The 23,760-nt window shown below is 69.9% G+C and carries 26 protein-coding genes; 12 read left to right on the forward strand and 14 right to left on the reverse strand.

The features are described 5' to 3' along the window. Positions 1 to 10: 10 nt before the first annotated feature. Positions 11 to 1,102 (reverse strand): winged helix DNA-binding domain-containing protein, encoded by a 1,092-nt coding sequence (locus H2Q94_RS03260; RefSeq protein ID WP_243791844.1) that lies wholly within the window; start codon positions 1,100 to 1,102, stop codon positions 11 to 13. A gap of 28 nt (positions 1,103 to 1,130) precedes the next feature. Then, positions 1,131 to 1,703: a DinB family protein gene (locus H2Q94_RS03265; RefSeq protein ID WP_243791847.1), complete on the reverse strand. Its 573-nt coding sequence runs from the start codon at positions 1,701 to 1,703 to the stop codon at positions 1,131 to 1,133. Positions 1,704 to 1,796: 93 nt separating this feature from the next. On the opposite strand from H2Q94_RS03265, the gene H2Q94_RS03270 reads away from it, so the two are divergent. The 4 genes from H2Q94_RS03270 to H2Q94_RS03285 all read left to right on the forward strand — a co-directional run bounded on the left by H2Q94_RS03270 (position 1,797) and on the right by H2Q94_RS03285 (position 5,295). Then, complete coding sequence (locus H2Q94_RS03270) at positions 1,797 to 2,753, forward strand: helix-turn-helix transcriptional regulator (RefSeq protein ID WP_243791849.1); 957 nt, start codon at positions 1,797 to 1,799, stop codon at positions 2,751 to 2,753. Between the two features lie 156 nt (positions 2,754 to 2,909). Further along, positions 2,910 to 3,878: a quinone oxidoreductase family protein gene (locus tag H2Q94_RS03275; protein ID WP_243791852.1), complete on the forward strand. Its 969-nt coding sequence runs from the start codon at positions 2,910 to 2,912 to the stop codon at positions 3,876 to 3,878. 446 nt (positions 3,879 to 4,324) lie between these two features. Continuing rightward, on the forward strand, positions 4,325 to 5,014 hold the full coding sequence (locus H2Q94_RS03280) for a TetR/AcrR family transcriptional regulator (protein ID WP_243791854.1): 690 nt from the start codon (positions 4,325 to 4,327) through the stop codon (positions 5,012 to 5,014). 32 nt (positions 5,015 to 5,046) lie between these two features. Further along, entirely contained in the window at positions 5,047 to 5,295 is a 249-nt protein-coding gene (locus tag H2Q94_RS03285; protein ID WP_243791856.1) for a hypothetical protein, read from the forward strand. Here H2Q94_RS03285 and H2Q94_RS03290 read toward each other — a convergent pair. From H2Q94_RS03290 to H2Q94_RS03300, 3 genes are all read right to left on the reverse strand, one after another. Next, positions 5,278 to 6,363: a PDDEXK family nuclease gene (locus tag H2Q94_RS03290; protein WP_243791858.1), complete on the reverse strand. Its 1,086-nt coding sequence runs from the start codon at positions 6,361 to 6,363 to the stop codon at positions 5,278 to 5,280. The genes H2Q94_RS03285 and H2Q94_RS03290 overlap by 18 nt on opposite strands. 63 nt (positions 6,364 to 6,426) lie before the next feature. Beyond that, complete coding sequence (locus tag H2Q94_RS03295; RefSeq protein ID WP_243791860.1) at positions 6,427 to 6,717, reverse strand: winged helix-turn-helix transcriptional regulator; 291 nt, start codon at positions 6,715 to 6,717, stop codon at positions 6,427 to 6,429. 301 nt (positions 6,718 to 7,018) lie between these two features. Beyond that, a complete protein-coding gene (locus H2Q94_RS03300; RefSeq protein ID WP_243791862.1) occupies positions 7,019 to 7,402 on the reverse strand; it encodes a hypothetical protein in 384 nt (127 codons plus the stop codon). A 413-nt stretch (positions 7,403 to 7,815) separates the two neighbouring features. Between H2Q94_RS03300 and H2Q94_RS03305 the strand changes: the two genes are divergently transcribed. The 4 genes from H2Q94_RS03305 (at position 7,816) to H2Q94_RS03320 (ending at position 11,591) form a co-directional block, all read left to right on the forward strand. Next, positions 7,816 to 9,195, forward strand: coding sequence for an MFS transporter (locus tag H2Q94_RS03305; protein WP_243791865.1), 1,380 nt, complete (start codon positions 7,816 to 7,818; stop codon positions 9,193 to 9,195). A 258-nt stretch (positions 9,196 to 9,453) separates the two neighbouring features. After that, positions 9,454 to 10,587 (forward strand): L-talarate/galactarate dehydratase, encoded by a 1,134-nt coding sequence (locus H2Q94_RS03310; RefSeq protein ID WP_243791868.1) that lies wholly within the window; start codon positions 9,454 to 9,456, stop codon positions 10,585 to 10,587. Positions 10,588 to 10,879: 292 nt separating this feature from the next. Then, a complete protein-coding gene (locus H2Q94_RS03315; protein WP_243791870.1) occupies positions 10,880 to 11,146 on the forward strand; it encodes a PLD nuclease N-terminal domain-containing protein in 267 nt (88 codons plus the stop codon). A 187-nt stretch (positions 11,147 to 11,333) separates the two neighbouring features. Then, on the forward strand, positions 11,334 to 11,591 hold the full coding sequence (locus H2Q94_RS03320; RefSeq protein ID WP_243791872.1) for a hypothetical protein: 258 nt from the start codon (positions 11,334 to 11,336) through the stop codon (positions 11,589 to 11,591). Here the strand turns inward: H2Q94_RS03320 and H2Q94_RS03325 are convergent. Together H2Q94_RS03325 and H2Q94_RS03330 are read right to left on the reverse strand one after the other, a co-directional pair. Further along, positions 11,581 to 12,252, reverse strand: coding sequence for an N-acetylmannosamine-6-phosphate 2-epimerase (locus tag H2Q94_RS03325; RefSeq protein WP_243791875.1), 672 nt, complete (start codon positions 12,250 to 12,252; stop codon positions 11,581 to 11,583). The two genes, H2Q94_RS03320 and H2Q94_RS03325, sit on opposite strands and share 11 nt — an antisense overlap. Then, a complete protein-coding gene (locus H2Q94_RS03330) occupies positions 12,249 to 12,599 on the reverse strand; it encodes an ROK family protein (RefSeq protein ID WP_243791877.1) in 351 nt (116 codons plus the stop codon). Before H2Q94_RS03330 ends, H2Q94_RS03325 begins: the two co-directional genes overlap by 4 nt. Here H2Q94_RS03330 and H2Q94_RS03335 point away from each other — a divergent pair. Continuing rightward, positions 12,599 to 12,919, forward strand: a complete 321-nt coding sequence (locus H2Q94_RS03335) for an FCD domain-containing protein (protein WP_243791879.1) — start codon at positions 12,599 to 12,601, stop codon at positions 12,917 to 12,919. The two genes, H2Q94_RS03330 and H2Q94_RS03335, sit on opposite strands and share 1 nt — an antisense overlap. 157 nt (positions 12,920 to 13,076) lie before the next feature. Here H2Q94_RS03335 and H2Q94_RS03340 read toward each other — a convergent pair whose 3' ends face one another. Then, the gene (locus H2Q94_RS03340) at positions 13,077 to 13,655 is read right to left on the reverse strand and encodes a DUF4232 domain-containing protein (RefSeq protein WP_243791881.1); all 579 of its coding nucleotides are present in this window, start codon (positions 13,653 to 13,655) and stop codon (positions 13,077 to 13,079) included. A gap of 296 nt (positions 13,656 to 13,951) precedes the next feature. Here H2Q94_RS03340 and H2Q94_RS03345 point away from each other — a divergent pair, with 296 nt between their 5' ends. Further along, positions 13,952 to 15,865, forward strand: coding sequence for an N-acetylmuramoyl-L-alanine amidase (locus H2Q94_RS03345; protein WP_243791883.1), 1,914 nt, complete (start codon positions 13,952 to 13,954; stop codon positions 15,863 to 15,865). Between the two features lie 33 nt (positions 15,866 to 15,898). Here the strand turns inward: H2Q94_RS03345 and H2Q94_RS03350 are convergent, their stop codons facing one another. The 4 genes from H2Q94_RS03350 to H2Q94_RS03365 all read right to left on the reverse strand — a co-directional run bounded on the left by H2Q94_RS03350 (position 15,899) and on the right by H2Q94_RS03365 (position 19,070). Then, positions 15,899 to 16,270 carry a hypothetical protein gene (locus H2Q94_RS03350; RefSeq protein ID WP_243791885.1) on the reverse strand — a complete coding sequence of 124 codons (372 nt, stop codon included), beginning with the start codon at positions 16,268 to 16,270 and terminating at the stop codon, positions 15,899 to 15,901. Between the two features lie 51 nt (positions 16,271 to 16,321). Continuing rightward, positions 16,322 to 16,576 (reverse strand): DUF3040 domain-containing protein, encoded by a 255-nt coding sequence (locus H2Q94_RS03355; protein WP_243791887.1) that lies wholly within the window; start codon positions 16,574 to 16,576, stop codon positions 16,322 to 16,324. A 144-nt stretch (positions 16,577 to 16,720) separates the two neighbouring features. Beyond that, positions 16,721 to 17,791, reverse strand: a complete 1,071-nt coding sequence (locus tag H2Q94_RS03360) for a hypothetical protein (protein ID WP_243791889.1) — start codon at positions 17,789 to 17,791, stop codon at positions 16,721 to 16,723. Positions 17,792 to 17,867: 76 nt separating this feature from the next. Then, complete coding sequence (locus tag H2Q94_RS03365) at positions 17,868 to 19,070, reverse strand: cytochrome P450 family protein (protein ID WP_243791891.1); 1,203 nt, start codon at positions 19,068 to 19,070, stop codon at positions 17,868 to 17,870. Positions 19,071 to 19,250: 180 nt separating this feature from the next. Here H2Q94_RS03365 and pabB point away from each other — a divergent pair, with 180 nt between their 5' ends. After that, on the forward strand, positions 19,251 to 21,311 hold the full coding sequence (pabB, locus tag H2Q94_RS03370) for an aminodeoxychorismate synthase component I (protein WP_243791893.1): 2,061 nt from the start codon (positions 19,251 to 19,253) through the stop codon (positions 21,309 to 21,311). A gap of 27 nt (positions 21,312 to 21,338) precedes the next feature. Here the strand turns inward: pabB and H2Q94_RS03375 are convergent, their stop codons facing one another. Both H2Q94_RS03375 and H2Q94_RS03380 read right to left on the reverse strand, forming a co-directional pair. Continuing rightward, positions 21,339 to 21,821, reverse strand: coding sequence for a nuclear transport factor 2 family protein (locus tag H2Q94_RS03375; protein ID WP_243791895.1), 483 nt, complete (start codon positions 21,819 to 21,821; stop codon positions 21,339 to 21,341). A 54-nt stretch (positions 21,822 to 21,875) separates the two neighbouring features. Beyond that, positions 21,876 to 22,622 carry a thioesterase II family protein gene (locus H2Q94_RS03380; RefSeq protein ID WP_243791898.1) on the reverse strand — a complete coding sequence of 249 codons (747 nt, stop codon included), beginning with the start codon at positions 22,620 to 22,622 and terminating at the stop codon, positions 21,876 to 21,878. Between the two features lie 336 nt (positions 22,623 to 22,958). Here H2Q94_RS03380 and idi point away from each other — a divergent pair, with 336 nt between their 5' ends. After that, positions 22,959 to 23,549, forward strand: coding sequence for an isopentenyl-diphosphate Delta-isomerase (idi, locus tag H2Q94_RS03385; protein WP_243791901.1), 591 nt, complete (start codon positions 22,959 to 22,961; stop codon positions 23,547 to 23,549). Positions 23,550 to 23,760 lie beyond the last annotated feature (211 nt).

The following is a 23,760-nucleotide window of genomic DNA, read 5'->3' on the forward strand; positions in this document are numbered from 1 at the left end:
CACTGGTGTTTCATCCGGCTTGGACTCGGACCTGGCCGTTCGCATCGCCGGACAGGAATGCCGCGAGTTCCCGGCCCTGCTCGGTGACTGCGGTGCTCTCAAAGCTGGAGAGGCCGCGCAGCGGGCTCACGACCACCGCCCCGTCCTCGACGGACCACGTCGCCGCGACTCGGCCGTCGACCAGCACCGCCCGTTGGCCCGCCACGGACAAGCCGCGGTGCTCGTCGTCGATGATCCGGCCGCGGTCGGCGTAGCCGAGGATCGCGTTGTCGAACGCGGGCAGGAACCGCACCGGTGCGGGCACGTCCGGGTCGGGACGGGGAGCGTCGGGGAGGTCGAGCAGCTCGCGGCCGCGTTCGTCGCGGAACGCGACCAGCTCCTCCCGGATCGCCGCCACCGCCGCCGGGAGCCCGGCCAGCCCGCACCAGGCGCGCAGGTCGGACGAGGCGGCCGGACCGAACGCGGCCAGGTAGCGGCGCACCAACGCCGCCCCGGCCGGGTCCGAGCCGTCCGCGGCCGGCGGATCGACCGGGCGGCCCAGCCACGAGGACAGCAGCACGTTGCGCGCGCCCCCGCTCTCCCGCCAGAGCCCGCGCGGCGGGACCTGCACGGCGGGAACCAGAACGATCACGGCCTCGCCGAGCGCTCTCGGACCGGCATCCGGCCAGCGCTCGGCGAGTGCGCGCCCCAGTTCGGGCATCGAACGGGGGACCTCGTCGGCCATCAGTTCCCGGCCCGTCGCGGCGAGCTCGTCGAGGTCGACGCCGTCGAGCTCGCGCCGGTACACGCCGAGCAGCCGCTGGCGGAGCATCGCGTCGTGCCTGGTCCGCCACGCCACGGCGTCGTCGGCGGTCACGAGGTGGATCGTGCGGCGCATGAGGTGGGTCCGCACCACCCGCCGGTCGGTGAGTAGCCCGGAGAGCGCCGCCGGGTCGAACCCGTGAATCCGCGACCACAGTCCGATGAACGGCTCCTGCGGCTCCTGCGCCTGGAGGCCGCCGAGGTGCGCCACGGCGTCGAGGATTCCGAGATCGGCCCGCTCCAGCAGCAGCTGGCGGGCGAGGGCGGCCCGGTTGAGCGCTCGCGCGGACAGCCGGGTCACCACGTCGCTCCATGCTCGTCCGCGCTGCTCACGCAGGCTTTCCGTTGATCGTTTCGCGCAGGATGTCCGCGTGCCCGGCGTGCTGGGTCGTCTCGGCGATGATGTGGATCAGGACTCGGCGCGCGCTGTGCTCGTCGCCGGGTTCGTGCCACGGGGCCTCCGGCAGCGGGTGCTTCACCGACAGGCTCGGCAGGGTGGTGATGATCCGCTCGGTTTCGGCGGCGACCCGCTCGTAGCGCTCGACGATCCCGGCGAGGGTCTCACCGGGCAGCACCTGGAAGTCCAGCTGGCGATCGATGGCCCACTGCGGGTACTCGGTGGCGGCGCCGGTCATGAAGTCGTTCCAGGTCACGCCCTCGGGCAGGGCGAAGCTCATCGCCGACGGGCCTTCGAGCACGAACCGCATCCAGCCCTGCTCGGTGGTGGTGACGTGCTTGATCAGGCCTCCCAGGCACAGCTCGCTGATCGTCGGCCGCGCGCCGGCCTGCTCATCGCTGAGCCCGCGGGTGGTGGCGATCAGGGCTTCCCGCGCGGCGGCGAGTTCGGCGAGCAGGTCCGCCCGCTCGTCGTCGAGCGTGGGGGAGGTGGTCGTGCCGGTCATGATCGGAATCCCTCGGTCGTCGTCGTGGTACGTGACGACTATCGCAGGGGTAGCGGTCAGGTTCCGGCCGCTTCTCGGGGCACCATCGAATTCATGCACGGAACTTCAGGGCGGTTGCTGGCTCTGCTGTCGTTGCTGCAAGCGCGCCGGGACTGGCCGGGGCGGTTGCTGGCGGAGCGGCTGGACGCCAGCGAGCGCACCGTGCGCCGCGACGTGCAGCGGCTGCGCGAACTCGGCTATCCGATCCTGGCCGTCAAAGGACCCGACGGGGGATATCGGCTGGAGGCGGGCGCGGAGCTGCCGCCGCTGCTGTTCGACGACGAACAGGCCGTCGCCCTCGCCGTCGCACTCCAGATCGCAGCCGGGGCCGGCGCGGACATCGGGGAGGCCGCGACGCGTGCGCTGAGCACCGTGCGGCAGGTGATGCCCGCGCGGCTGCGGCACCGGATCGACGCGCTGCGGGTCACCGCCGTCGAACGCGGCGGGGCGATTCCGCAGGTCGACGCCGAGGTTCTGGTGGCGGTGGGGGCCGCGGTCCACGCTCGCGAAGTGCTGCGATTCGACTACGCCGCACCCCGCGGGGACGGTGCGGCGCCGCCGCGCCGGGTGCAGCCGCACCACCTGGTGACCTGGGGCGGGCGCTGGTACCTGGTGGCGTGGGACCTCGACCGGGACGATTGGCGGACCTTCCGCGCCGACCGGATCGCGCCGCGCACGCCCACCGGTCCACGCTTCACGCCGCGTGAACTGCCCGGCGGGGACGTGGCGGCCTTCGTGGCTGAGAAGTTCATGGGCGCCACCGATTGGCCCTGCCGCGGTGAGGTGATCCTCGACCTGCCCGCGGCCGCCGTGTCCCGGTTCGCCCATGACGGGGTCGTGGAGGAACTCGGGCCGGATCGCTGCCGGCTCGTGCTGGGGTCGTGGTCCTGGGTCGGCCTGGCCGCCACCATCGGCCGGTACGACGCCGACATCGAGGTCGTGGGGCCGCCGGAGCTCCAGGAAGCCTTCGCCCGGTTGGCCCGGCGTTATGGGGCGGCCGGAACCGGCTGACCCGTTCACCGGACGGTCTCGTCCACTTAGGACTTCTCCGGCGGGATGATTCGCGGCCCGCTGCCGGTTGACCGGATGGTGACTGCTCGGCGGTTTCGCCGCCGCCGGGGCACGGGCACACCTGACTCAGGGAAACTCAAGAGCAGCGGAGGTCGCATGAAGGCGGCGGTGTACTACGAGAACGGCGGTCCCGAGGTCCTGCGCTACGAGGACGTCCCGGACCCCGAGGTGCGGTCCGGTGAGGTGCTGCTGCGCGTCGCCGCGGTCAGCGTGCAGGGCGGTGACCTGCTGCATCGGCAGGGAGCGCCGTTCGAGGACGCGCCGCACATCGTCGGCTACCAGGCCGCGGGCACCATCGAGGCGGTCGGCGCGGACGTGACCTCGGTGCGCGCCGGGCAGCGGGTGGTGGCGTTCATGCCCGACGGTTCGCACGCCGAACTGGCCGTGGCGCAGGAGGGCGACGTCTACGCGGTACCGGACGAGCTGGACCTGCGGCTCGCGGCGGGCATCCCGGTCGAGTTCGGCACCGCCGACGACTGCCTGTTCGAGTTCGGCCGGTTGCGCGCCGGCGAGACGGTGCTCGTGCAGGCCGCGGCGGGCGGGGTGGGCTTGGCCGCCGTGCAGCTCGCGAAGGCCGCCGGAGCCACCGTGATCGGCACCGCCTCCAGTGCGGAGAAGCTGACCAGGCTCGCCGAGCTCGGACTCGACCACGCGATCAATTACAAGGACACCGACGTCGTCGAACGGGTGCGGGAGCTCACCGAGGGGCGCGGGGTGGATCTCGTCGTCGATCCGGTCGGCGGGAGCACCCTCGAAGGCAGCGTCGGCGCGCTCGCCTACCGGGGACGGATCAGCTGGGTCGGGCAGGCGGGCCGGGAGACGAGCCCGCCGCGGCTCGGGCCGCTGATGTTCAAGAGCGCCTCGCTCAACGGCGTCTACTTCGGCGGCGAGATGGAGCACGATCCGGAGCGCACGCGGGCCGTCGTCGAGCGCCTCATCGGCCGGGTCGCGTCCGGTGAGCTCACCGTCGTGCTGGACGAGGAGTTCCCGCTCGCCGAGGCCGCCGAGGCCCACCGCCACATCGAGAGCCGAGCCGCCTTCGGCCGAGTCCTCCTCATCCCCTGACACCCGCTGTTGATATTAGCGAGGAGTCCCAGCGGCTCATCGCGTTCCAGGTGAACGTCCCCTTCGTCCGCGCCGGCCAAAGGGGATATTCGCCTGGCGTGGCTGGTAGCGGCCCGTTCGCCCGGTCGCACTGGGCGAACGGACATTCGCCTCAGGCGTCGTTGAGGGCTTGGCGGACGACGTAGGGGAGGGTGCCGCCGTTGCGGAGGTAGGCGATCTCGCTTGCGGAGTCGATGCGCAGGCATCGGAGTGGTTCCGGGCGGCTTCTCGGGAGCCGATCTCGATCGCCCGGGAAGCGGGTGGATCGCCTCCTGGGAGCCAGTGGTGCCGATCTGCGCGAACATGCTCGTCCTCGGCAGCCGTTCGCGGTGGGCGGCGGCAGACCTGCGGAAAACGGTGAAAATCAGCCTCACCGTCGATAGCGGGTGAGCACTAACATCGGTCCCGTGTCGAGGGACGTGCGTGCGCGGATCGTTGATGCGGCGTCCGCGCTGCTCGCCGACGGTGGTCCCGATGCCATGACCACGCGCGCGGTCTGCGAGGCGGCGGGCGTGCAGGCTCCGACGATCTACCGCTTCTTCGGCGACAAGAGCGGCCTGCTCGACGCCGTCACCGGGCTCCTCTTCGAGTCCTATGTGGATCGATCAGTGGCGGTGGCCCGTCGTGACCCCGTGGACGACCTGCGCGGAGGCTGGGACCTGCACGTGGGCTTCGGGCTGGAGAACCCCGCCGCCTATGCGGCCGTCTACGGTGCGCCACGCACCGGCCGCGAATCGAGCGCCGATCGACGGGTCACCGAGCTGCTGGCGGCCCGGATCCGCCGCATCGCCGAAGCCGGACGGCTCACCGTCCCGGAGCGCCGCGCGGTCCGGCTGGTGCACTCCGCCGCGCGCGGCACGACCCTTGAACTGCTGGGTATTCCCTGGCACGAGCGGGATCTCGAACTGGCCGACCTCGCCCGCGAGGCGGCGATCACCGCGATCACCGACGGCGGCGAACTCCCGCCTCGGCACGCCGCACCGGAGGTCGGCGCCGCACTCGCGCTGCGGGAGGGGCTGGACGGCCTCACCGCGCTCACCGAAGCCGAACGCACCCTGCTGGCGACCTGGCTCGACCGCGTCACCGACACCGGGTGACCAAGATTCTCCTTGCGCGGTAACCGATTCCGGTGCGCCCAGGATCGACGGCTCTCGCGAGTGGAACCGGGTGGTTTCGCGGAGCTCGGCGCGAGGCCTACGCCGACAGCATCCGCGGCGAGCTGGGAGCGCGGGACCAGAAGGTCCTACTCGGCATCTCCTTCGGCTGCGCCGACGAGTCCGCCGCCACCAACGCGCTGCGCATGCGGGAGGCCCGGGAATTCGGTGTCAGCTACGCGCCGTGCACCGGCGACCGGCCTGAGCTAATGCGCACCCTCTGAGTAGGTTTCTCTCGCCGCTGCCTCGCGATAAGCGTCTGTGAGCGTGTTGAGCAGATCGTCGGAAACGTCTCGGGTGGTCGACCCTTGTCTCACCGGGCCGCCGAGCACTGACTCCACAGTCCGTAGCGCGTTCGGCGCGGAGGTCGTGAACTTGCTTCGCCAGAACTTGAGGTATACGGACCTGGTCTCCTTGTAGACGGTGACGAGGCCACTCTTGTCCGCGATTCGGAGCAGTAGGGTTTTGGACTTTTCTCCGTGATACGTGGACACGGTGCAGAGTCCTTCCGCTGCCAGGCTTTCGCCCCACGCGGTCAGCCGCAACAGCAGCTCCCGCTGGTCGGTGGGTGCATCGTCGATCGCAGCGCGGAAGTCGGCAGAACCCGGCTGGAGCCCGTCTGCCTGGCGGTCGATCACTTCAGCGTCGGACAACTCGGCGGTTCGCCGGGCGGGTTCTATCCGTTGGGGAATGACGATGCGCTGGCCGTTCACCTCGTAGGAGGCAACGGTGATCAGGTCGATGACGAGCTCGTCGGTGATCGATTCCAGGTAGCCGACTACGTGGACGAGTTCATCCGGTGCGCTGTCCAGCACGATCACGAGCCGGAAGGCGCCGTTGGAGAGGCTCTGCGCGAGACCTTCTTCGAACGCACGAGGATCGAGCGAATTTTCCTGGTATTCGGCCTGCATCAAACCGAGCACGGTCTCATGCCCGTGCTTCTTCAGGTATGGAGCGATGATCCGCTCTTCCAGCTGGTTCGTGTCAAGGCCTTGCAAGTACGAGGCGTAGGACAGGACTTGGGCCACGACGGCCCGCCGGGCTTCGGAGTTTCCCGCGAGCTTGACCTCGATGACCGAGATGCGTCCGGAGGTCTCCACGCCTATGAGATCCGCGTATCCCTTGCCGAGGCGGACCTCGCGCCCCAGGACAGTGAGCCGGGGCGAGCCGGCGAGGGGAAGCATCTGTGGTGCCTGTTCCACCAGGTCGTGCAGGACGCTTTCGGCGGGATAATCGGTGGGGGAGAGGAATTTCCAGCCTTGGTGCGGGTCGGATGTCCAAATCGCGGTCACGCGCCGAACGGTAACGTGTCACGACGTTCGATTCCGGCGAATTGTGCGATCGCGGGGTCCGGTTCAGTCCGGGATGGTGTGGTCGAGGTTGTCCTCGACCCAGGTGCGCAGGGCGTTGAGCGGGGCGGCGGCGCCGTGGCCGAGTTCGGTGAGCTCGTATTCGACGTGCAGCGGCACGGCCGGGTAGATGGTCCGGTCCACGAGCCCGGCGGACTCCAGCCTGCGCAGGGTCTGGGTGAGCACCTTGGGGCTGACGCCCTGCAAACGGCGTTGCAATGCGCCGAAGCGGTGCGGTCCCTCCTCCAGCGCGCCGATCGCGAGCGCGGACCACTTGTTCGCGAGCAGATCCAGCATCGCCCGGCAGGGACATTGGGCCTCGTACACGTCGTGGTGGTCGTGCCGGCCCGTGGCGCATCGAGTGCTGATCGTGATCCCTCCCCCGTACGCTTCCCAAGGGAGAGTACCGGGCGTTCCAGGAAGCGGATTCCGGAGGGGAGCGTCGTCGAATTCGGAGTGGAATTCGGCGAGTTGTGCGCATGGTGGCACGCGCGGCGCGCATTTCTCCGCGCCGCGCGTGCGTGCAATTCATTAAAATTGATCGATCACCGGTATCTCGGCCGCACGAGTGCGGCGGATACCTCGCGCAATCCGTGGATCAGATGACCCGCAGGTAGAGGTCCACGCGCGACCCCGAATGCGACTTGTCGAATTTCTTCGTGGTGCCGTTCCCGCCGGCCCGGACGGTGCCGAAGCTGTCACCGTCGTCCCAGGATCCGTACACCTCGGCGGCCTTGCCGTCCGCCTTGGTGTCCTTGACCCAGCCCTGCGCTCGGATCTTTCCACCGCCGCAGGTGAGGGTCCACCCGGCCGCGCCCCCGCGGACCGAGGGATTCTTCGTGTCCCCGCAGGTTCCCTGGATGTGGATGATCCCGTCCGACTCGGCCGGAGTCGCGACGGCGGCACCGCCCCCGACCAAGGTGCTCCCCATGACGGCGCCGGTCAGCACGGCGGCTGCGACCGCCTTCTTCGTGATCCGCATCGTTTCTTCCTCTATTTTCTGTTGGACCCCAGTCCGGTTTCCCCCAATGGACGACCGGCGGAAGCCTCATCGGCTTCACGGATCATGTTTGCAGGATCTCCATCGTTATTCCAGGCTGACCACCGGGATGGAGCAAGCGGACATTTCGGCGCGTTCGGGAAGGGTTCCGGCGCGGCAGGGTATTCATTTCGAGTCCGCTTCGGCGGCGGAACGGAAGATTCTTCGCCCGGAAGTCGGCACTGCTCCGGTCGGTCGTCGGCGTTGGGCCGATCGGAATGTTGATTCCTTTTCGGCATCGGATGATGCCGAAACAGTGTTAGCAGGGCATGAGCTGCCGCCCCTAGTCTGCTGACACTCGGAGATCGGGAGTTCCGATGGGATGACCGGTTCGCTTTCCACAGCGGAGGACGACGATGTCTGACATTGAGTCGGAAGCAGTCGGGCGAACGACGGACAACAAAGCCGTTCGCCCGCGAATTCCCACCAGATATCTGGTGTTGGCGCTGATCTTCACGATCACGGTGGTGAACTACGCCGACCGCAGCAGCCTGTCCATCACCGGCAGCAGCGTGCAGGCCGACCTCGGGTTCAGCACCGTCCAGCTGGGATACATCTTCTCGGCGTTCAGCTGGGCCTACGTGGTGGGACAGCTGCCCGGCGGCGTGCTGCTCGACCGGTTCGGAGCTCGCCGGGTCTACGCGTTCAGCCTCGTGCTGTGGACGCTGGTGACGGTCGCCGTCAGCCTCGTCGGGCTGATCACCACGCCGGTGCTGATCGCGGTGACGATCCTCTTCCTGCTCCGGCTGCTGCTCGGGGCGTTCGAATCACCCGCGTTCCCGGCGAACGCGCGGGTCGCGACGGCCTGGTTCCCCACCGCCGAACGCGGCCGGGCGACGGCGATCTTCAACTCCGCGCAGTACTTCGCCACCGCGCTGTTCGCGCCGATCATGGGCTGGATCACGCACCAATTCGGCTGGCGCTGGGTGTTCGTGATGCTCGGCGTCCTCGGGCTCGCGCTGGCGGCGCTGTGGCTGCGGTGGATGGACTCGCCCCGCAACCACCCGAGGGTGACGGCCGCGGAGTTCGAGACCATCCGCTCCGGCGGCGGCCTCGTCGACCTGGACGCGCCGAAGGACGGTTCGACGGCCGAAGTTCAGCCCCGCGCGCCGCTGAACGCCACGACCATCAAGCAGATCTTCTCGGCCCGCGCGTTGTGGGGCGTGTACATCACGCAGTACGCGGTCAACGCGCTGACGTACTTCTTCATCACCTGGTTCCCGGTGTACCTGGTGCAGGGACGCGGCCTGACGCTGCTCGAAGTGGGGTTCGTGGCGGCGCTGCCCGCGGTGTGCGGATTCGGCGGCGGACTCCTCGGCGGATTCCTGTCCGACGGGATGCTGCGGCGCGGATATTCGCTGACCGCGGCCCGGAAAGTGCCGTCCGTGGTGGGTCTGGCATTGGCCACCAGCATCGGGCTGTGCAACCTGACCGACAGCAGCGTGGTGATCGTCGCCCTGATGACGCTGGCGTTCTTCGGCAAGGGCATCGGCGCGCTCGGCTGGGCGATCACCACGGACATCGCGCCGCCGGAAGCGTCGAGCTTCGTGGCCTCGACGATGAACGCCTTCGGGAACGCGGCGGGCATCGTGACCCCGATCGTCATCGGCTACACCGTGCAGGCGACGGGCTCCTTCACCATCGCCCTGTGGTTCGTCGCCGCCCACGGCGTGCTCGCCCTGATCGGATTCGCCGTCATGGGACCGATCAAACGAATCCGCTTCAACTCCGCTTGAGCGGTCTTCCCCGCAGGTCCGCGTAGGGGGTCGGGTAGCGGAACCTCAGTGGTCTTCTCGCTGCGGGATCTTTGTCCAGAGTGGCTCCGCCACGAGGGAGAAAGCCGTCCTCGTGAGAAGAGGCTGAGAACCCGCCGGTGGTCCTGTTGCTTTGGTGGTCGCTGCTCATCGGCTTCGCCGATGACAAGACACGGATCAAAAGATGGTTCTGTGCGGGACTCTTGTGGAGCTCCGCACCTCGTTGAATGGAGCGTTGTGATGCCCGAGTCCGCCAGCCTCGATCGGATCACCCGGGTCAAGATCTCCTCGGTGACGTTGCCGTTGTCGACGCCGATCAGCGATGCGAAGGTCCTCACCGGCAGGCAGCGTCCGATGACGGAGGTCGCCATGCTGTTCGCGGAGATCAGCACGGCTTCCGGGCAGGAAGGCGTGGGTTTCAGCTACTCCAAGCGCGCAGGCGGCCCCGGCCAGTTCGCGCACGCCCGCGAGATCGCACCGGTGCTGATCGGTGAGGATCCCAGCGATATCGGCAAGATCTGGGACAAGCTGGTGTGGGCGGGCGCCTCCGTCGGGCGAAGCGGACTGTCGGTCCAGGCCATCGCCGCGTTCGACGTGGCGCTGTGGGACCTCAAGGCCAAGCGCGCCGGGTTGCCGCTGGCGAAACTGCTCGGCGCCCACCGCGACTCGGTGCGCTGCTACAACACTTCGGGCGGCTTCCTGCACTCGCCGATCGAGGAAGTGGTGCAGCGGGCCGCGGAATCCGTCGCGAGCGGTATCGGCGGCATCAAGCTCAAGGTGGGGCACCCGGACAACGCCACCGACATCGCCCGCGTCACGGCGGTGCGGGAGAAGATCGGCGACGGGGTGGCGCTGATGGTCGACGCGAACCAGCAGTGGGACCGACCCACGGCCCGCCGCATGTGCCGGGCGTTGGAACCGCTCGACCTGGTGTGGATCGAGGAACCCCTCGACGCCTACGACGCGGCGGGCCACGCCCTGCTCGCGTCCACATTCGACACTTCCATCGCGACCGGTGAGATGCTGGCCAGCGTCGCCGAACACGCCGAGCTCATCCGCCTCGGCGGCGCCGACATCGTCCAGCCCGATGCGCCGAGGATCGGCGGCATCACCCAATTCCTCAAGGTCATGGCCTTGGCGGAGCAGCGGAAACTGCAACTCGCCCCGCACTTCGCGATGGAGATCCACGTCCACCTCGCGGCCGCCTACCCGCACGAGCCGTGGGTGGAGCACTTCGAGTGGCTCGACCCGCTGTTCAACGAACACCTGGAGACCGCCGACGGCCGCATGCACCTCTCACCCCGCCCCGGCCTCGGCATCACCATCTCCGACCAGGCCCGCACCTGGACCGTCGCGCAACACGAGGTGAGCTGACCCGGGCAGTCGATGCCTCCTTCATCCGCTCCCTGGTTCGGCCGAACACCGGGCGGGCGATGCGTTCGGCGTTCAGATCTTGATCCCCGCCCACCGGGCGAAGCCCGCCGGAGCGTCCGGCCGGGTGGAAGTCCTTGCTGTGGTGCAGGAATCCGGTGGGTGGTCGTGGATTAGCCTTTCGGTCAAGGGGTGTCGGACCGATCAGCCGACGTGGTGGGAGGGCTTCGGGTGTGAGAGTGGTTTTCGTCGGCGGCGGACGCCCCGGCTGGCCACTCGGAACGGAGCCCCTCGAATGATGTCCCTGATCGCGCAGCAGCAGACCGACCTCATCTCCGAAGACAGCATCCTCGCCGCGCTGGTGATCAACTTGCCGTTGGTCCTGCTCGCCGGATACGCGTTGCTGTTCATCGCGGCGCTTTTCAGCATCCTCGGATCCGCGCTGAGCGGCGGCATGAAGCTGGTCTGGGTCGTGGTGGCGTTCATGGCGCCGTTCCTGGGCAGCCTGCTGTGGTTCGTCATCGGCCGCGGTGACGCCCGTCGTCGAGTGGTCATCCGGTGAGCGCGCTTCCGGCGCGATCGGTCATTCGGCCGATGGATCAAGACTTTCGGCCGGGCGATCGGGTCGATCGGCGGACGTGATGGGCGCGCTGCGCTTGCGATGGTGATTCCTGCCGGTGACCGACCGGCGGAACCAGCTGCGAACGGAGTTTCCCTTGCATCACGTTCTGGAAGCCGCGGGTGCCGGCATGACCGAGCAGATCGTGTTCACCTTGGCGGCGGTGGTGTGGCTCGGCACGATCACCTCGATCCTCGTCGAACCCGGACTCGTCGGTGGTCGGAAGTTGAAGTGGTGCGCGCTGGCGTTCGTACCGTTCCTGGGCGGAGTGCTGTGGTTGGCCACCGCCCGCTCGCGGGCCGAAGCCAGGTCTCCTGAGTCCTCGGAGCCGGAGTCCGCCGACCGCGATGTCATCGAACGGGAATCCCGCGCGGTGCTCAGTCGGTGATGGCGTCGGCGAACCAGCTCGTGATCGTCGTCGGGTGCGTGATGGCGGTGCCCACGACCACCGCGTGCGCGCCCCGGCTCATCGCGGCCGCCGCCTGCTGCGGGGTGTGGATGCGGCCCTCGGCGATCACCGGAACCGTGACGGCACCGACCAGGCCCTCCACCAGGTCCAGGTCCGGCCCGGCGGGCTTCGGCGCGGACCCGGTGTAGCCGGACAGCGTGGTGCCGACGACGTCCACGCCCAGTTCCACCGCCCGCACACCTTCATCCAATGTGGACACATCGGCCATCGCGAGCCGGCCCGCTTGGTGGATCGCCGCGATGGTGTCCGAGATCGGCTTCCCGTCCGGGCGTTCCCGGCCGGTGGCGTCGAACGCCACGATGTCCGCGCCCGTGCCGGCCACGGCGACGGCGTGACCCGCGGTCGGCGTGATGTAGACGCCCTCCGCACCGTCCTTCCACAGCCCGATGAGCGGCACACCGGCCGACTCGCGGATCAACCGCAGGTCGTCGAGGCCCTGGGCGCGGATGCCCGCGGCTCCGCCGTGCAGCGCGGCCAGCGCCATCCGCCGCATCGACTCCGGGTCGCGCAGCGGTTCGCCGGGGTATGCCTGGCACGAGACGACGAGTCGTCCGCGCAACCTGTCCAGTACGGCGTTCATCCCAGTTCTTCCCAAGCCATCCGTGCGGCGCCGAGCACCGCGGCGTCACTTCCGAGTTCCCCTGCCACGACCGGCACGTCGCGCACCGCGGGCAGTGCCTCGGCGGCGAAGGCGGCGCGCAGCGCGGTCCACCAGACCGGCCCGCAGGAGCTGACCCCGCCGCCGACCAGCACCAGTTCCGGATCCACGGCGTTCACCAGGCCGCCGAGCAGTTGCCCGGTGGCGGTGGCGCCGTGCGCGAGCACGTCCGAGGCCAATGCGTCCCCGGACTCCGCCAGCGCGGCGACCTCCGGCCATCGAGGTCGGCGTCGTCGGCCGCCTCGCCGGTGAACTCGATGAGTCCACATTGGACTCACTGGACGCGTTGTGCGCGGCGATGGGGGAGACCGAGCTGGATCCGGAGACGGACCGGGAATTCCACCGCGTGCTGTACTCGCGGGTGGACAACCCGTTGATCGGCCAGCTCGTGGACGTCTTCTGGGACGCCTACCGCACCGCGCACGAGGTGCTCAGTGCTCCAGGCGAGACGGAGAAGGCCGAAACGGTGCGGCTGCACGCCGCGATCGTCGACGCCCTGCGCGCAGGTGACGCCGCCGCCGCCCGGGACGCGATGACCGCGCACTTCGCCGAGATCAACCACCGCCTCGGCTGCGCCCGCGAACGCTGAGGCGCGCGAAGCCCCCGCCACGACGCCCGGGACGGGCGAAGCGAACGGGGGCTTCGAATCGGCGAATTCCGCCGCATTTCGGCAGCACTGGTCACGCCGCGATCAGCGGTGGTGGTGCTGGAATCGTCGAAGAAATGCCGGTGGAAGACCGGAAGAATCAGAAGGTGACGCCCTGCGGGGAAGGCTGGAACGTGCCGATCTGCATGGACTCGATCGCGTACTCGAAGTATTCCTGGTCGCCGCTCACGATGTCCGCGTTGACCTGACCGGAGGTGTCCTGGAAGCTCGCCTTGAACCCGGTGGCGGCGGGAACCTCGTTCTTGTCGCCGAGTTCCAGGTGCACGCCCGCGAACGCGGTGCGGCCCGGCTCCAGCGAGATCTCCTCGAAACCGCCCGGGATCTCGACGTTCTCGGTCGGCACCTCGAGGGGCTCACCCGCCATGTTCTCGGGCGTCAGCGTGGCCCAGCCCGAGACCGGGCAGGCCTTGTCCGAGGTGTTCGTGGCCGCCAGCAGGAACACGCCGGGCCGCCCGGGCTGCGGGTTCAGGTCGACCTTGAAGTCCTCGGCGGAGCACGGGGAGGCGGAGATGTCCTCTGTGGACCCGCCCTGCTGGATGGCGGCGTTCGACACGCCCTCCGGCGCGGAACCAGTGGCCTGGCCGCAACCGACCAGCAACAACGCACCGCTGAACAGGGCGGCGGCGGCACCGAACTTGCGGGTCCTGGTGAGCGACATGGTGATGTTCCCCCTTCTCGGTTCTGCACGGGTATCCCGTGCTCTTTCACCCCGTAGGACGCCTGCCCCGCGATGGGGTTGTTCGCGAGTTCGAAAAAGTCCGCCGGAGCCTTCTTTGCCCTTTTGTCTCCGGTTCGTGCCCGGATGTGGTGGTCTCGGCTGGGTAGGGTGATCACATTCGCGAGCGAGCTGCGCGGGACCGTCAACGGCGCCGCCCGATGTTCCCGGTCCGCGCGCCGTGTCGCCGTTGTGCGGGCGCGAGCCCCCGAAAAGCTAGGTAGGTCTGAATGAGACGATTGCGCACCCGAACCAACGACGCCGAGGCGGCGCACTCGCGCAAGCGGCGCCGCGCACGCGCGGCGACCGTGCTGGCGGTGGCGATCGCGCTGCCCGCGAACGCCTCGGCCGCGGCGTTCGCCGACACTCCGGAGCGTCCGGACACCGTGCAGCAGCGGGCTTTCGAATCCGCCGCCGCCGAGTTCGACGTGCCCACTTCGCTGCTGATGGCGGTGTCCTTCCAACTCACCAGGTGGGAGGACCACCACGGCGAGCAGAGCAGGGCGGGCGGCTACGGCCCCATGCACCTCGTCGAGATCGACGAGCAGGAATTGCGCGAACGCAACCCGAAACTCGTCAAGCTCGGCGCCGACCCGACGCTGCACACCCTCACCGAGGCCGCGGAACTCGTGGACGGTGCGCCGGAGGACCTCAAGGCCGACCCGGTGGCCAACATCCGCGCCGGAGCGGCGCTGCTCGCCGACCGGGCTCTCGACTCGGCCGGTGAGCTGCCGGAGGACGTCGGCGGCTGGTACCCGGCGGTCGCCGAACTCAGCGGCGACCCGGACACCACTGCGGCGCGCTCCTTCGCCGACGACGTGTACGACGTGCTCGGCCAGGGCCGTGCGCGCACCACTTCCACCGGGCAGCGCCTCGCGTTCCCCAAGATCGCCGACGCGCAACCGGCCACCACGGCCCGTCCCGCCGTCGACGAGTCCGAACTGGAGTGCCCGGAGGAGCTGGACTGCCGGTACATCCCGGCGGCCTACGAGCCCACCGACCCGGAAGATCCCGCCGCGGGCTACGGCAACTACGACACCGCGAACCGCCCGGACGACTTCGACATCGACTCGATCGTCATCCACGACACCGAGGTCTCCTACGAGTCGACCATCACCGCGTTCCAGAACCCCGCGCACGGCGCCGCCGCGCACTACGTGGTCCGGTCCTCCGACGGGCAGATCACGCAGATGGTGCCGGTCAAGGACATGGCCTGGCACGCGGGAAGCTGGGAGCGCAACACGCACTCCATCGGCATCGAGCACGAGGGCTGGGCGGCCGAAGGCGGCACCTGGTACACCGAACCGATGTACCGCGCGTCGGCGAAGCTGGTGCGCCACCTCGCTGACGAGTACGACATCCCGCTGGACCGCGAACACATCCTCGGCCACGACGAGGTGACCGCCGAAGCTCCGGCGAAGGCGGGCGGCGAGCACTACGACCCCGGCCCGTTCTGGGACTGGACGCACTACATGGAGCTGATCGGCGCCCCGTCGGACTCCGGCACCGCCGACGGCGACGCGGTCACCATCAACCCGGACTTCGAGACCAACCGCCCCGAGGTCACCAGCTGCCCGCCCGACGAGGACTGCCAGGTGCTGCCCGCGCAGCCGGCGAACTTCCTGTACCTGCGCACCGAGCCCCGCGACGACGCCCCGCTGCTGAGCTCGCCCGTACTGCACCCCGACGGCGGTCCCGGCACCACCAAGATCGACGACTGGGGCAACAAGGCAGGCGCCGGACGGCAGTACGCCGTGGCGGAACGTTCCGGCGACTGGCTGGCCATCTGGTTCGACGGCCAGAAGGCGTGGCTGCACGACCCGGACGGCGCGAACACGGCCGCGGCCGACGACGCCGAACTGCGCACGCCGGTCCGCGACGGAATCCCCACCTACGGCAGGCCGCTGCCCGCTGCGGCGGACTACCCGGACGGCATCGAACCGGAAGAGCTCGAACCGCTGCCGTACACGATCCCCGCGGGTCAGGCGTACGTCACGGGAAGCCCGGTCGACGCGATCGACTACTACGCGACCTACGACGAGCTCGACGACCCGAACAACCACACCCAGATCAACGGTTCCGAGACCTACGTCCCCGTCTCCTACAACCACCGCTGGGTCTACGTGAAGCAGTCCGACCTGGAACGGGCCTGATCCCCGTGGCCGGCCGTGCGCGAGCGCGGCCGGTCAGCCACGGAAGGCGAGGTTTCGGGCGTAGTTGACCCTGGCGCCGAGGTCCATCACGGCGGCGGGGGCGAACACCGGGATCTGGGTGACGTGCAGCAACCCCTGGCCCTGCACGGTCACCTGGACCGTGCCTTGAGTGCGTTCCTCCCGGACGAGCAGCAGGAGCAGACCGAGCAAGCACAGGAAGAAGAAGACGATCGCGCAGACGATCGCCCACACCGGGATCTCCCTGGTGGTGCGGCTCATGTCGGTGAACGTCCACGTGGTGTTCGCGATCGGCGCCCGGCCGGACGGGGTGATGACCTCGTCTTGGGTGCAGGCGATGTCACCGATGGTCACCAGGGGTGGCGCGGAACCGGGATAGGGGTGCACGGGGCGTGATCGTACAAGCCGAGATCACCTGGCGGGTCCGTTCGCACGGGTTCACGAAGACCAGAAGTGCCAGGACCTGGTCGTGATCAGGGCCGCGGACAGCGCGGTGCACAGGGCGAAACCGGCGGCGTCGTTGATCAGCAGGCAGATCACGGCGAGCACCCCGGTGAACACGCCCAGCACCAGCCGTGCCCGCCCGGCGGCGGGCGGCGGGTCGGCGTGGGAGAACGTGCGGGCGAACTCCGGGTCGTCGACGGTGAGCCGGTTCTCGATCTCCGCGAGCAGGCGTTGTTCGTAGCGGTGCACGGCGTCCCCTCCCGGCTCGGTGCGGGCGTGTTCGCTGAGCTTGCCGGTCGCCGGCTGCGCGGGTGAGAGGACAACGGCCCGGATTTCCGGGGACGGAAGACCCGATACCGGGCGGCCGGGAATTGCGGCCGCCCGGTATCGGGGTCAGTTCTGGCGTACCGAGACGAACGGGTTCACATCGGGGTAGCCGCCCGAGCTGCCGACGGTCAGCAGCCGCCCGTCCGCCAGCTCGGTGCCGCCGACGGCGGCACCGGCGGGCGGTCCGTCCTGCTGCCGCCAGCCGGTGCCGTCGAAGTGCAGCAGCCGCTCACCCAGCGACCACAGCTCGTCGCCTGCGCGGACCAGGTCCTGCCGGGCACCAGCGTCCCGGGGAGCGTCCACATAGGACCAGGTTTGGCCGTCCCAGTGCAGCAGCAGCGGTTCGAAGGTGGTGGTGTCGCCGGAGGAGTCGTGGACGTTGCCGGTCGCCCACACGTCGTCGGCAGCGAGGGATTGCGCTTCGGTGAGCTGCACCGCGCGCAGCTCACCGAGTTCGACGTCCGGAACCGGAACCTCGGTCCACGCCTGGCCGTTCCAGTGCATCGCCAGGCCTTGCGCCGGGTAACCGCCGTCGTTGCCCACGGCCCACACGTCGTCCGGTGCCGAGCCGGTGACGTCGGAGAACGTCCAGTTCCCCGCGCGCTGCGGAACCGGGACGTCCCGCCACGCGGAGCCGTCCCAGTGCTGCGCCAAACCGCGTCCCGTGCCCGCCTCGTCGTCGTAGGACGAGCCGACGGCCCAGACGTCGTCGGTGCCGAGCGCCTCGATACCGCGAGCCCCGTTGCGGTTGCCCGGCGCGGTGAACCCGGCCTCCGTCCACTGCGCGCCGTCCCAGTGCAGCGAGGAGCCGAAGCCGTACTTGGCGTCCGCGCCGATCGCCCACACGTCATCGGCCGACACGACCACCGCATCGTCGAGCCGCCCGATGTCCGGTGTCGGCACCTCCGTCCAGCCGTGCTGATCCCGCAGGTAGGCGATGCTGTGCTGCTGCGGCATCGACGTGCTCCAAGAGCCGAACGCCCAGGTCGCGCCGTCGCCGCTCGCCGCGGAAGTGAGCGCCGCGGACGTGTCCCGCTCCGGCAGCGGCTCATCCGCCCAGGTCGCGGCGGCCGCCTGCGGCGCGGTGCTCACCAGCAGCGCCGTCGCCGCGATCCCGATCCATCCCCAACGTGACATGTCAGCTCCCCAGAGTCGTCCTGTCCCGAGCACGCTCACCAGGCCCACCAGGTTGCCCGTGACGCGTTGCCGGGGCTCAGGCGAGCACCACCGGCAAGGACCGGAAACCGTTCATGATGAGGCTGGTGCCGCGGCGCAGGTCTTCGCCGGGTACGGCGAGGCGGGCCGCCGGGAAGCGCCGGGTGAGTTCGGCGAACGCGACCTCGCCTTCGAGGCGGGCCAGCGGGGCGCCGAGGCAGTGGTGCAGGCCGTGCCCGAAGGCGAGGTGCCCCGAGTGCGCGCGCTCCAGGTCCAGCTCATCGGCGTGCTCGAACTGCGCGGAGTCCCGGTTCGCCGAGGTCAGGTTGATCATCACCAGTTCGCCCGCGGGGATGGTGACCTCGCCGATGGTGACGTCCTCGGTGGTGAAACGGTGCGTGGCCATCCGCAGCGGGCCGTCGAACCGCAGCACCTCCTCCACCGCACGGGGCAGCAGCTGCGGGCGTTCCCGCAGCGCCGCCCACTTCGCCGGCTCCCCCAGCAGCCAGCGGACGCCGTTGCCGACCAGGTTCACCGTCGTCTCATGCCCGGCGACGATCAGCAGGAACGCGGTGGCCAGCAGTTCCTCCTCGGAGAGCCGATCGCCGTCGTCGGAGGCGACCGTCAGCGCCGAGATCAGGTCCTCGCCGGGAGTCGCGCGCTTCGCCGCGAACAGGTCGCGGAAGAACACCGCCATCTCGCGGGAGGCGGTCAGGCCGTCACTGTTGTGCACGGGGTTCATCAGCGCCCCGGTCCAGTCCCGGAACCGGGAGCGGTCTTCGGCGGGCACGCCCATCAGCTCGCAGATCACCGTGATCGGCAGCGGGAACGCGAACCGTTCGATCAGATCCACCGGTTCGTCCGTCGGCAGCCCGTCCAGCAGTTCGGTGACCAGCGATTCCACCCGTGGCCGCAGGCTCGCGATGCGGCGGGCGGTGAAGTCCCGCGCCAGCAGCTTGCGCAGCCGGGTGTGATCCGGCGGGTCGGAATTGAGCATGTGCTTGGAGAACAGGCCGGACAGTTCATCCGCCGGTTCGGGCAGCTTGCTGAGGATGACCGCGTTCAGGCGGTCGGAGTCCTTGGACAGCCGGGGATCGTTGAGCGCGGCGCGAGCGTCGGCGTAGCGGCTGATCACCCACAACGGGGTGCCGGATCGCGGCGAGGCGAGGTGGACCGGGGCCTGCTCGCGCAGCGCGCGTTCGACCTCGGCGGCCCGGTCCCAGTAGTCCTCGTCGAACAGGGCGATGTCAGTTTCGGTCACCACCGAATTCTGCCGTTGATCTTCGCGGCGTACCAGCACCGGCAGGTCTCCCCGAACCGGCCGGACGCCGCCCTCGCGAGCGCGTACCGCACCGAACGGAGTCGTCCGGCTGCACTCCGTAGATGTGGGGTTGGCCGCCGTCCGCGGTCAGCCGGGGCGGCGAGCGGGGAGGATGGCGAGGTGCGGACCCTGCTGATCGACAACCACGACTCGTACACGTACAACCTGTTCCACCAGATCACCGAGGTGAACGGGACGGCGCCGACGGTCGTGGTCAACGACGTCGAACCGGCGGAGCTCGAACTGGACGGCTACGACGCGGTCGTGCTCTCCCCGGGGGCCGGGGATCCGCGCAGGACACGGGACTTCGGCGTGTGCCGGGACGTGCTGCGGAAGGCGAGCGTGCCGGTGCTCGGCGTGTGCCTGGGGCATCAGGGCATCGCGGTCGCGGAGGGCGCCGAGGTGGTGCGCGCCCCGGCGGCCAGGCACGGGCACCGCAGCCAGGTCCGGCACGGCGGGGATGCGCTGTTCGACGGCATGCCCGCCGAGTTCGCCGCGGTGCGCTACCACTCGTTGTGCGTGGCCGAACCGCTGCCGCCGGAGCTGGAAGCCTTGGCGTGGGCCGAGGACGACGTGCTGATGGCGCTGCGGCATCGCACGCTGCCGCGCTGGGGCGTGCAGTTCCACCCGGAGTCGATCGAAACGGACTTCGGCACCCGGTTGCTGCGGAACTTCCGCCGCCTCAGCCGCGAGGACCGGGCGGTCCGCGGCGCGGCCCCGTACGGCAGCGCCGCGCCGGACGTGTCCCGGCCGGTGGAGCTCGATCCGGAACCGGGCTCGGAGCGGTCCGAAGCCGCGCCCTCCGGCGAATCGCCGATCCACTACACCGCGCACGTCGTCACGCTGCCCTCGGAGATCAACGCCGATGCCGCGTTCGCCGAGCTGTTCGCGGCGTCGGCGGACGCGTTCTGGCTGGACAGCTCGCGGGTGCAACCGGGCCTCGCCCGGTTCTCCTACCTCGGTGACGCGGCAGGCCCGCTCGCCGAGGTCCTGCGCCACCACGTCGGCCCCGGGCAGGAGTCGATCTTCGACCGGTTGCGGCGGGAACTCGCCCGGCGGCACGTGCGGGCGCCGCGGCTGCCGTTCGACTTCGTCGGCGGCTACATCGGCTACTTCGGCTACGAGCTCAAAGCCGAATGCGGCTCCCCGAACCGGCACGTCGCCGACACCCCGGACGCGATCTGGGTCTTCGCCGACCGGTTCCTCGTGGTCGATCACGAGGCGCGCACCACCCACCTGGTCGCGCTCAGCGGCCCCGGTGTCGGCGAGAGCGAGGCGCGACGCTGGCTCACCGACACCGAACGCGCGCTGGCGCGGATCCGCCCGCTGACCGCCCCGGACACCGGCGGCGGAGTCACCGACCTCGCGCCGCTGCTGGACCGCGACGACTACCGGCGGGACGTGGCGCGCTGCCAGGAACACCTGCTGGCGGGGGAGAGCTACGAGATCTGCCTGACCACCACGGCCACGATTCCCGTGCACGGCAGCGGATTCGACGCCTACCGGCGGCTGCGGACGCTGAATCCGGCGCCGTACTCGGCTTTCCTGTCGTTCGGTGAGGTCGAGATCGCGTGCTCCTCGCCGGAACGCTTCCTGAAGATCAGCGACGGGATCGCCGAGGCGAAGCCGATCAAGGGCACCGCGCCGCGCGGTGACACGCCGGAGCGCGACGTTCGGCTGCGCGCCGAGCTGGCGGCCGACCCGAAGAGCCGCGCGGAGAACCTGATGATCGTCGACCTGCTGCGCAACGACCTCGGCCGAGTGTGCAGGCCCGGATCGGTGCGGGTGCCGGTGCTGCGCGACGTGGAGAGCTACCGGACCGTGCACCAGCTGGTGTCCACCGTGCGCGGCGAGCTCGCCGACGGGCGGGACGCGCTGGACTGCGTGCGCGCGTGCTTCCCGGGCGGCTCCATGACGGGAGCGCCGAAGCTGCGCACCATGGAACTGATCGACGAGCTCGAAAGCTCCGCTCGCGGTGTCTACTCCGGCGCGCTGGGATTCCTGAGCTGCAACGGGAACGCCGACCTCAACATCGTCATCCGCACCCTCGTGCGCACCGGCGGCCACTGGCGGATCGGGGCGGGCGGCGCCGTCGTGCTCGCCTCGGACCCCACCGCCGAGTACGAGGAAATGCTCCTCAAAGCCACCACGCCCGCCAAGGCCGCGCGCCACGTCAGGTGAATTCCCCCGATGGGGTCGGGCGGGCGTTCACCTCGGCGGGCCTGCGTCGGAGGTGGACCAGATGAGGCGGAGGAAGAGGTGGGTGAGCCGCCAGCCGCCGGGCGTGCGGGCGGCTTCGGCGCGGTAGCGGCCGCCGATGGTGCGGTAGCGGTCCTCGTCGCCCGCCGGGCGGGCGCCGGTTTCGATGGAGTTCCAGCACAGCGATGCGGTGTCGCCGCGGACGGTGACGAGGTGGTCGGCGCCGATGCGCTGGGTGCGGTCGTAGCGTTCGGCGTCCCCGCGCAGGAACTCGGCGATCGTGCCCCGGTCGCCGCACAGCCGACCGGGGAATTCGAGGCAGGCGTCCGCGGTGAACACCGAATCCGCCCAGCCCGCCGGGAATTCCTGCTCGTCGAGCAGGCAGAAGTAGCGGCCGGTCAGGTCCACGAGTTCGACGCGGTCGGCGATCGCCCGGAGGCGCTCGTCCAGCGCCGCCAGGTGATCCCGGGCCGTCCGCGGCAACTCGTCCATCACCGGAGGATGCGCCTTCGAGCGCACTCGAACTCCAGTAGAACGTGCCTCAGGTCACATGTGCTGGTGGATGAGTCGTCGCACGTTCGCGGCCTCGTCGTTCAGGTAGAAGTGCGCGCCGGGGAACGTGTGCAGTTCGAACGGTCCGCTGGTGCGCTCGCGCCAGGTGTCGGCTTCCTCGGCGGTGACCTTCGGGTCGTCGGTCCCGACCATCGCCACCACCGGGCAGCTCACGTCGGTGCCGGGCCGGTAGGTGTAGGTCTCCGCCGCCCGGTAGTCCGCCCGCAGCGACGGCATGGCCATCCGCAGCAGTTCCTCGTTCGCCAGCACCGCCGCCGTGCCCTCGTCCAACGTGGCCAGCGCGGTGACGAACTCCGCGTCGCCGAGGGCGTGCACGCCTTCGTTGCGAGTCCGGGTCGGGCCGGCCCGGCCGGACACGAACAGCGCGTGCGGAGGAGTGCCGCCGGATTCCAGCCGTCGAGCCACTTCGAACGCCACGGAGGCGCCCATGCTGTGCCCGAACAGCGTCAGTGGCGCCTCGTCCGCCCACGGCCGGATTCCGTCGAGTGCCCGCTCCGCCATCTCTTCAACGCTGTTCAGGCACGGCTCGGCACGCCGGTCCTGCCTGCCCGGGTACTGCACGGCGAGCACCTCGATGTCGGGCGCGAGCGCCTTCGACATCGGGAAGTAGTAGGAGGCGGCACCACCGGCGTGCGGGAAGCACACCAGCCGCCGCCCCGGAGCGGCAGCCGGGTGAAAGCGCCTGAGCCAGGACCCGGTGTCATCGGCGATCCCCGTCATGATCCTCACTTTCCCGCTGGTGACCCGCGCCGAGGCCGTTCGGGCGCAGGAGAGGCCCCCGGAATGATAGGCGGTGCGAGCAGCGGCTTGGGCGGCTTCCAGGTGCGTCGGTGCGAGGCGGCCACGGAGCCGGGAGCGTGGCCTGCGGCGAGCTTGAGCAGACGTGGTGCGTACCACCATGGTGGGGCCGTGCGAAGGAGTCGCAGCCCGCTTCGGCCCTCGTGGTGCCGAGTCCGCCGGGGCCACTCGGACGAGTGGCCGAGATGAGCGGTCGGCTTTGCCGGGGCATCGAGGTGGCATGATCGAATTTCGCGCTGGTGAGAAGGAGGAAGAGTGATGGAACAAGTGGTCCTGCTCGACGAGGAAGGACGGCCTTCGGGCGCCACGGACAAGGCGACCGTCCACCACGAGGACACCCCACTGCACTTGGCCTTCTCCTGCTACGTGTTCAACTCTCGCGGCGAACTGCTGCTCACCCAGCGAGCGCTGAGCAAACCCACGTGGCCGGGCGTGTGGACCAACACCTGCTGCGGGCATCCCGCGCCGGGCGAAACCCCGCGCGACGCGGTGCTGCGCAGGCTCTCCGACGAGCTCGGCGCCGAGGTCGGACATGTCGACCTGGTGCTGCCGCGGTTCCGCTACCGCGCGGTGATGGGCAACGGCATGGTGGAGAACGAGATGTGCCCGGTGTTCCGCGCGATCGTCGACGTGAGCACCGACCCGAATCCGGACGAGGTGGAGGCGGTGCGCTGGACGCCGTGGGCCGCGCTCGCCGCCGAAGTGGCCGCGGGGACGGCTGAGATCTCGCCGTGGGCCGCGTTGCAGATCACCGAACTCAGCGCGCTCGGGCCGGATCCGGTGAGGTGGCCGGTCGGCGACCCCGCGGAGCTGCCGCCGGCCGCGCGGGAGCCGATGAACACGGTCTGAGGCACGCCTGCCGTTCTCCGGATGGCTATGCGGGTTCAGGCGCCGCGACGATCTTGTGAGCGACGTACCCGGAACAAGCCGGCCGGTTCAAGGGCGGGTGTGCAAGATCGGCCTGCGCGTCGCGGTCGTCCGCAGCAGTGCGCGAACGACCGGGCGACGGGCACCCGTACCGGCTTGGAACGAGGTGCCCGTCCGCGAGTTCGACGCCCCG

The sequence above is a fragment of the Saccharopolyspora gloriosae genome (genome assembly GCF_022828475.1).
GTDB lineage: Bacteria > Actinomycetota > Actinomycetes > Mycobacteriales > Pseudonocardiaceae > Saccharopolyspora_C > Saccharopolyspora_C gloriosae_A.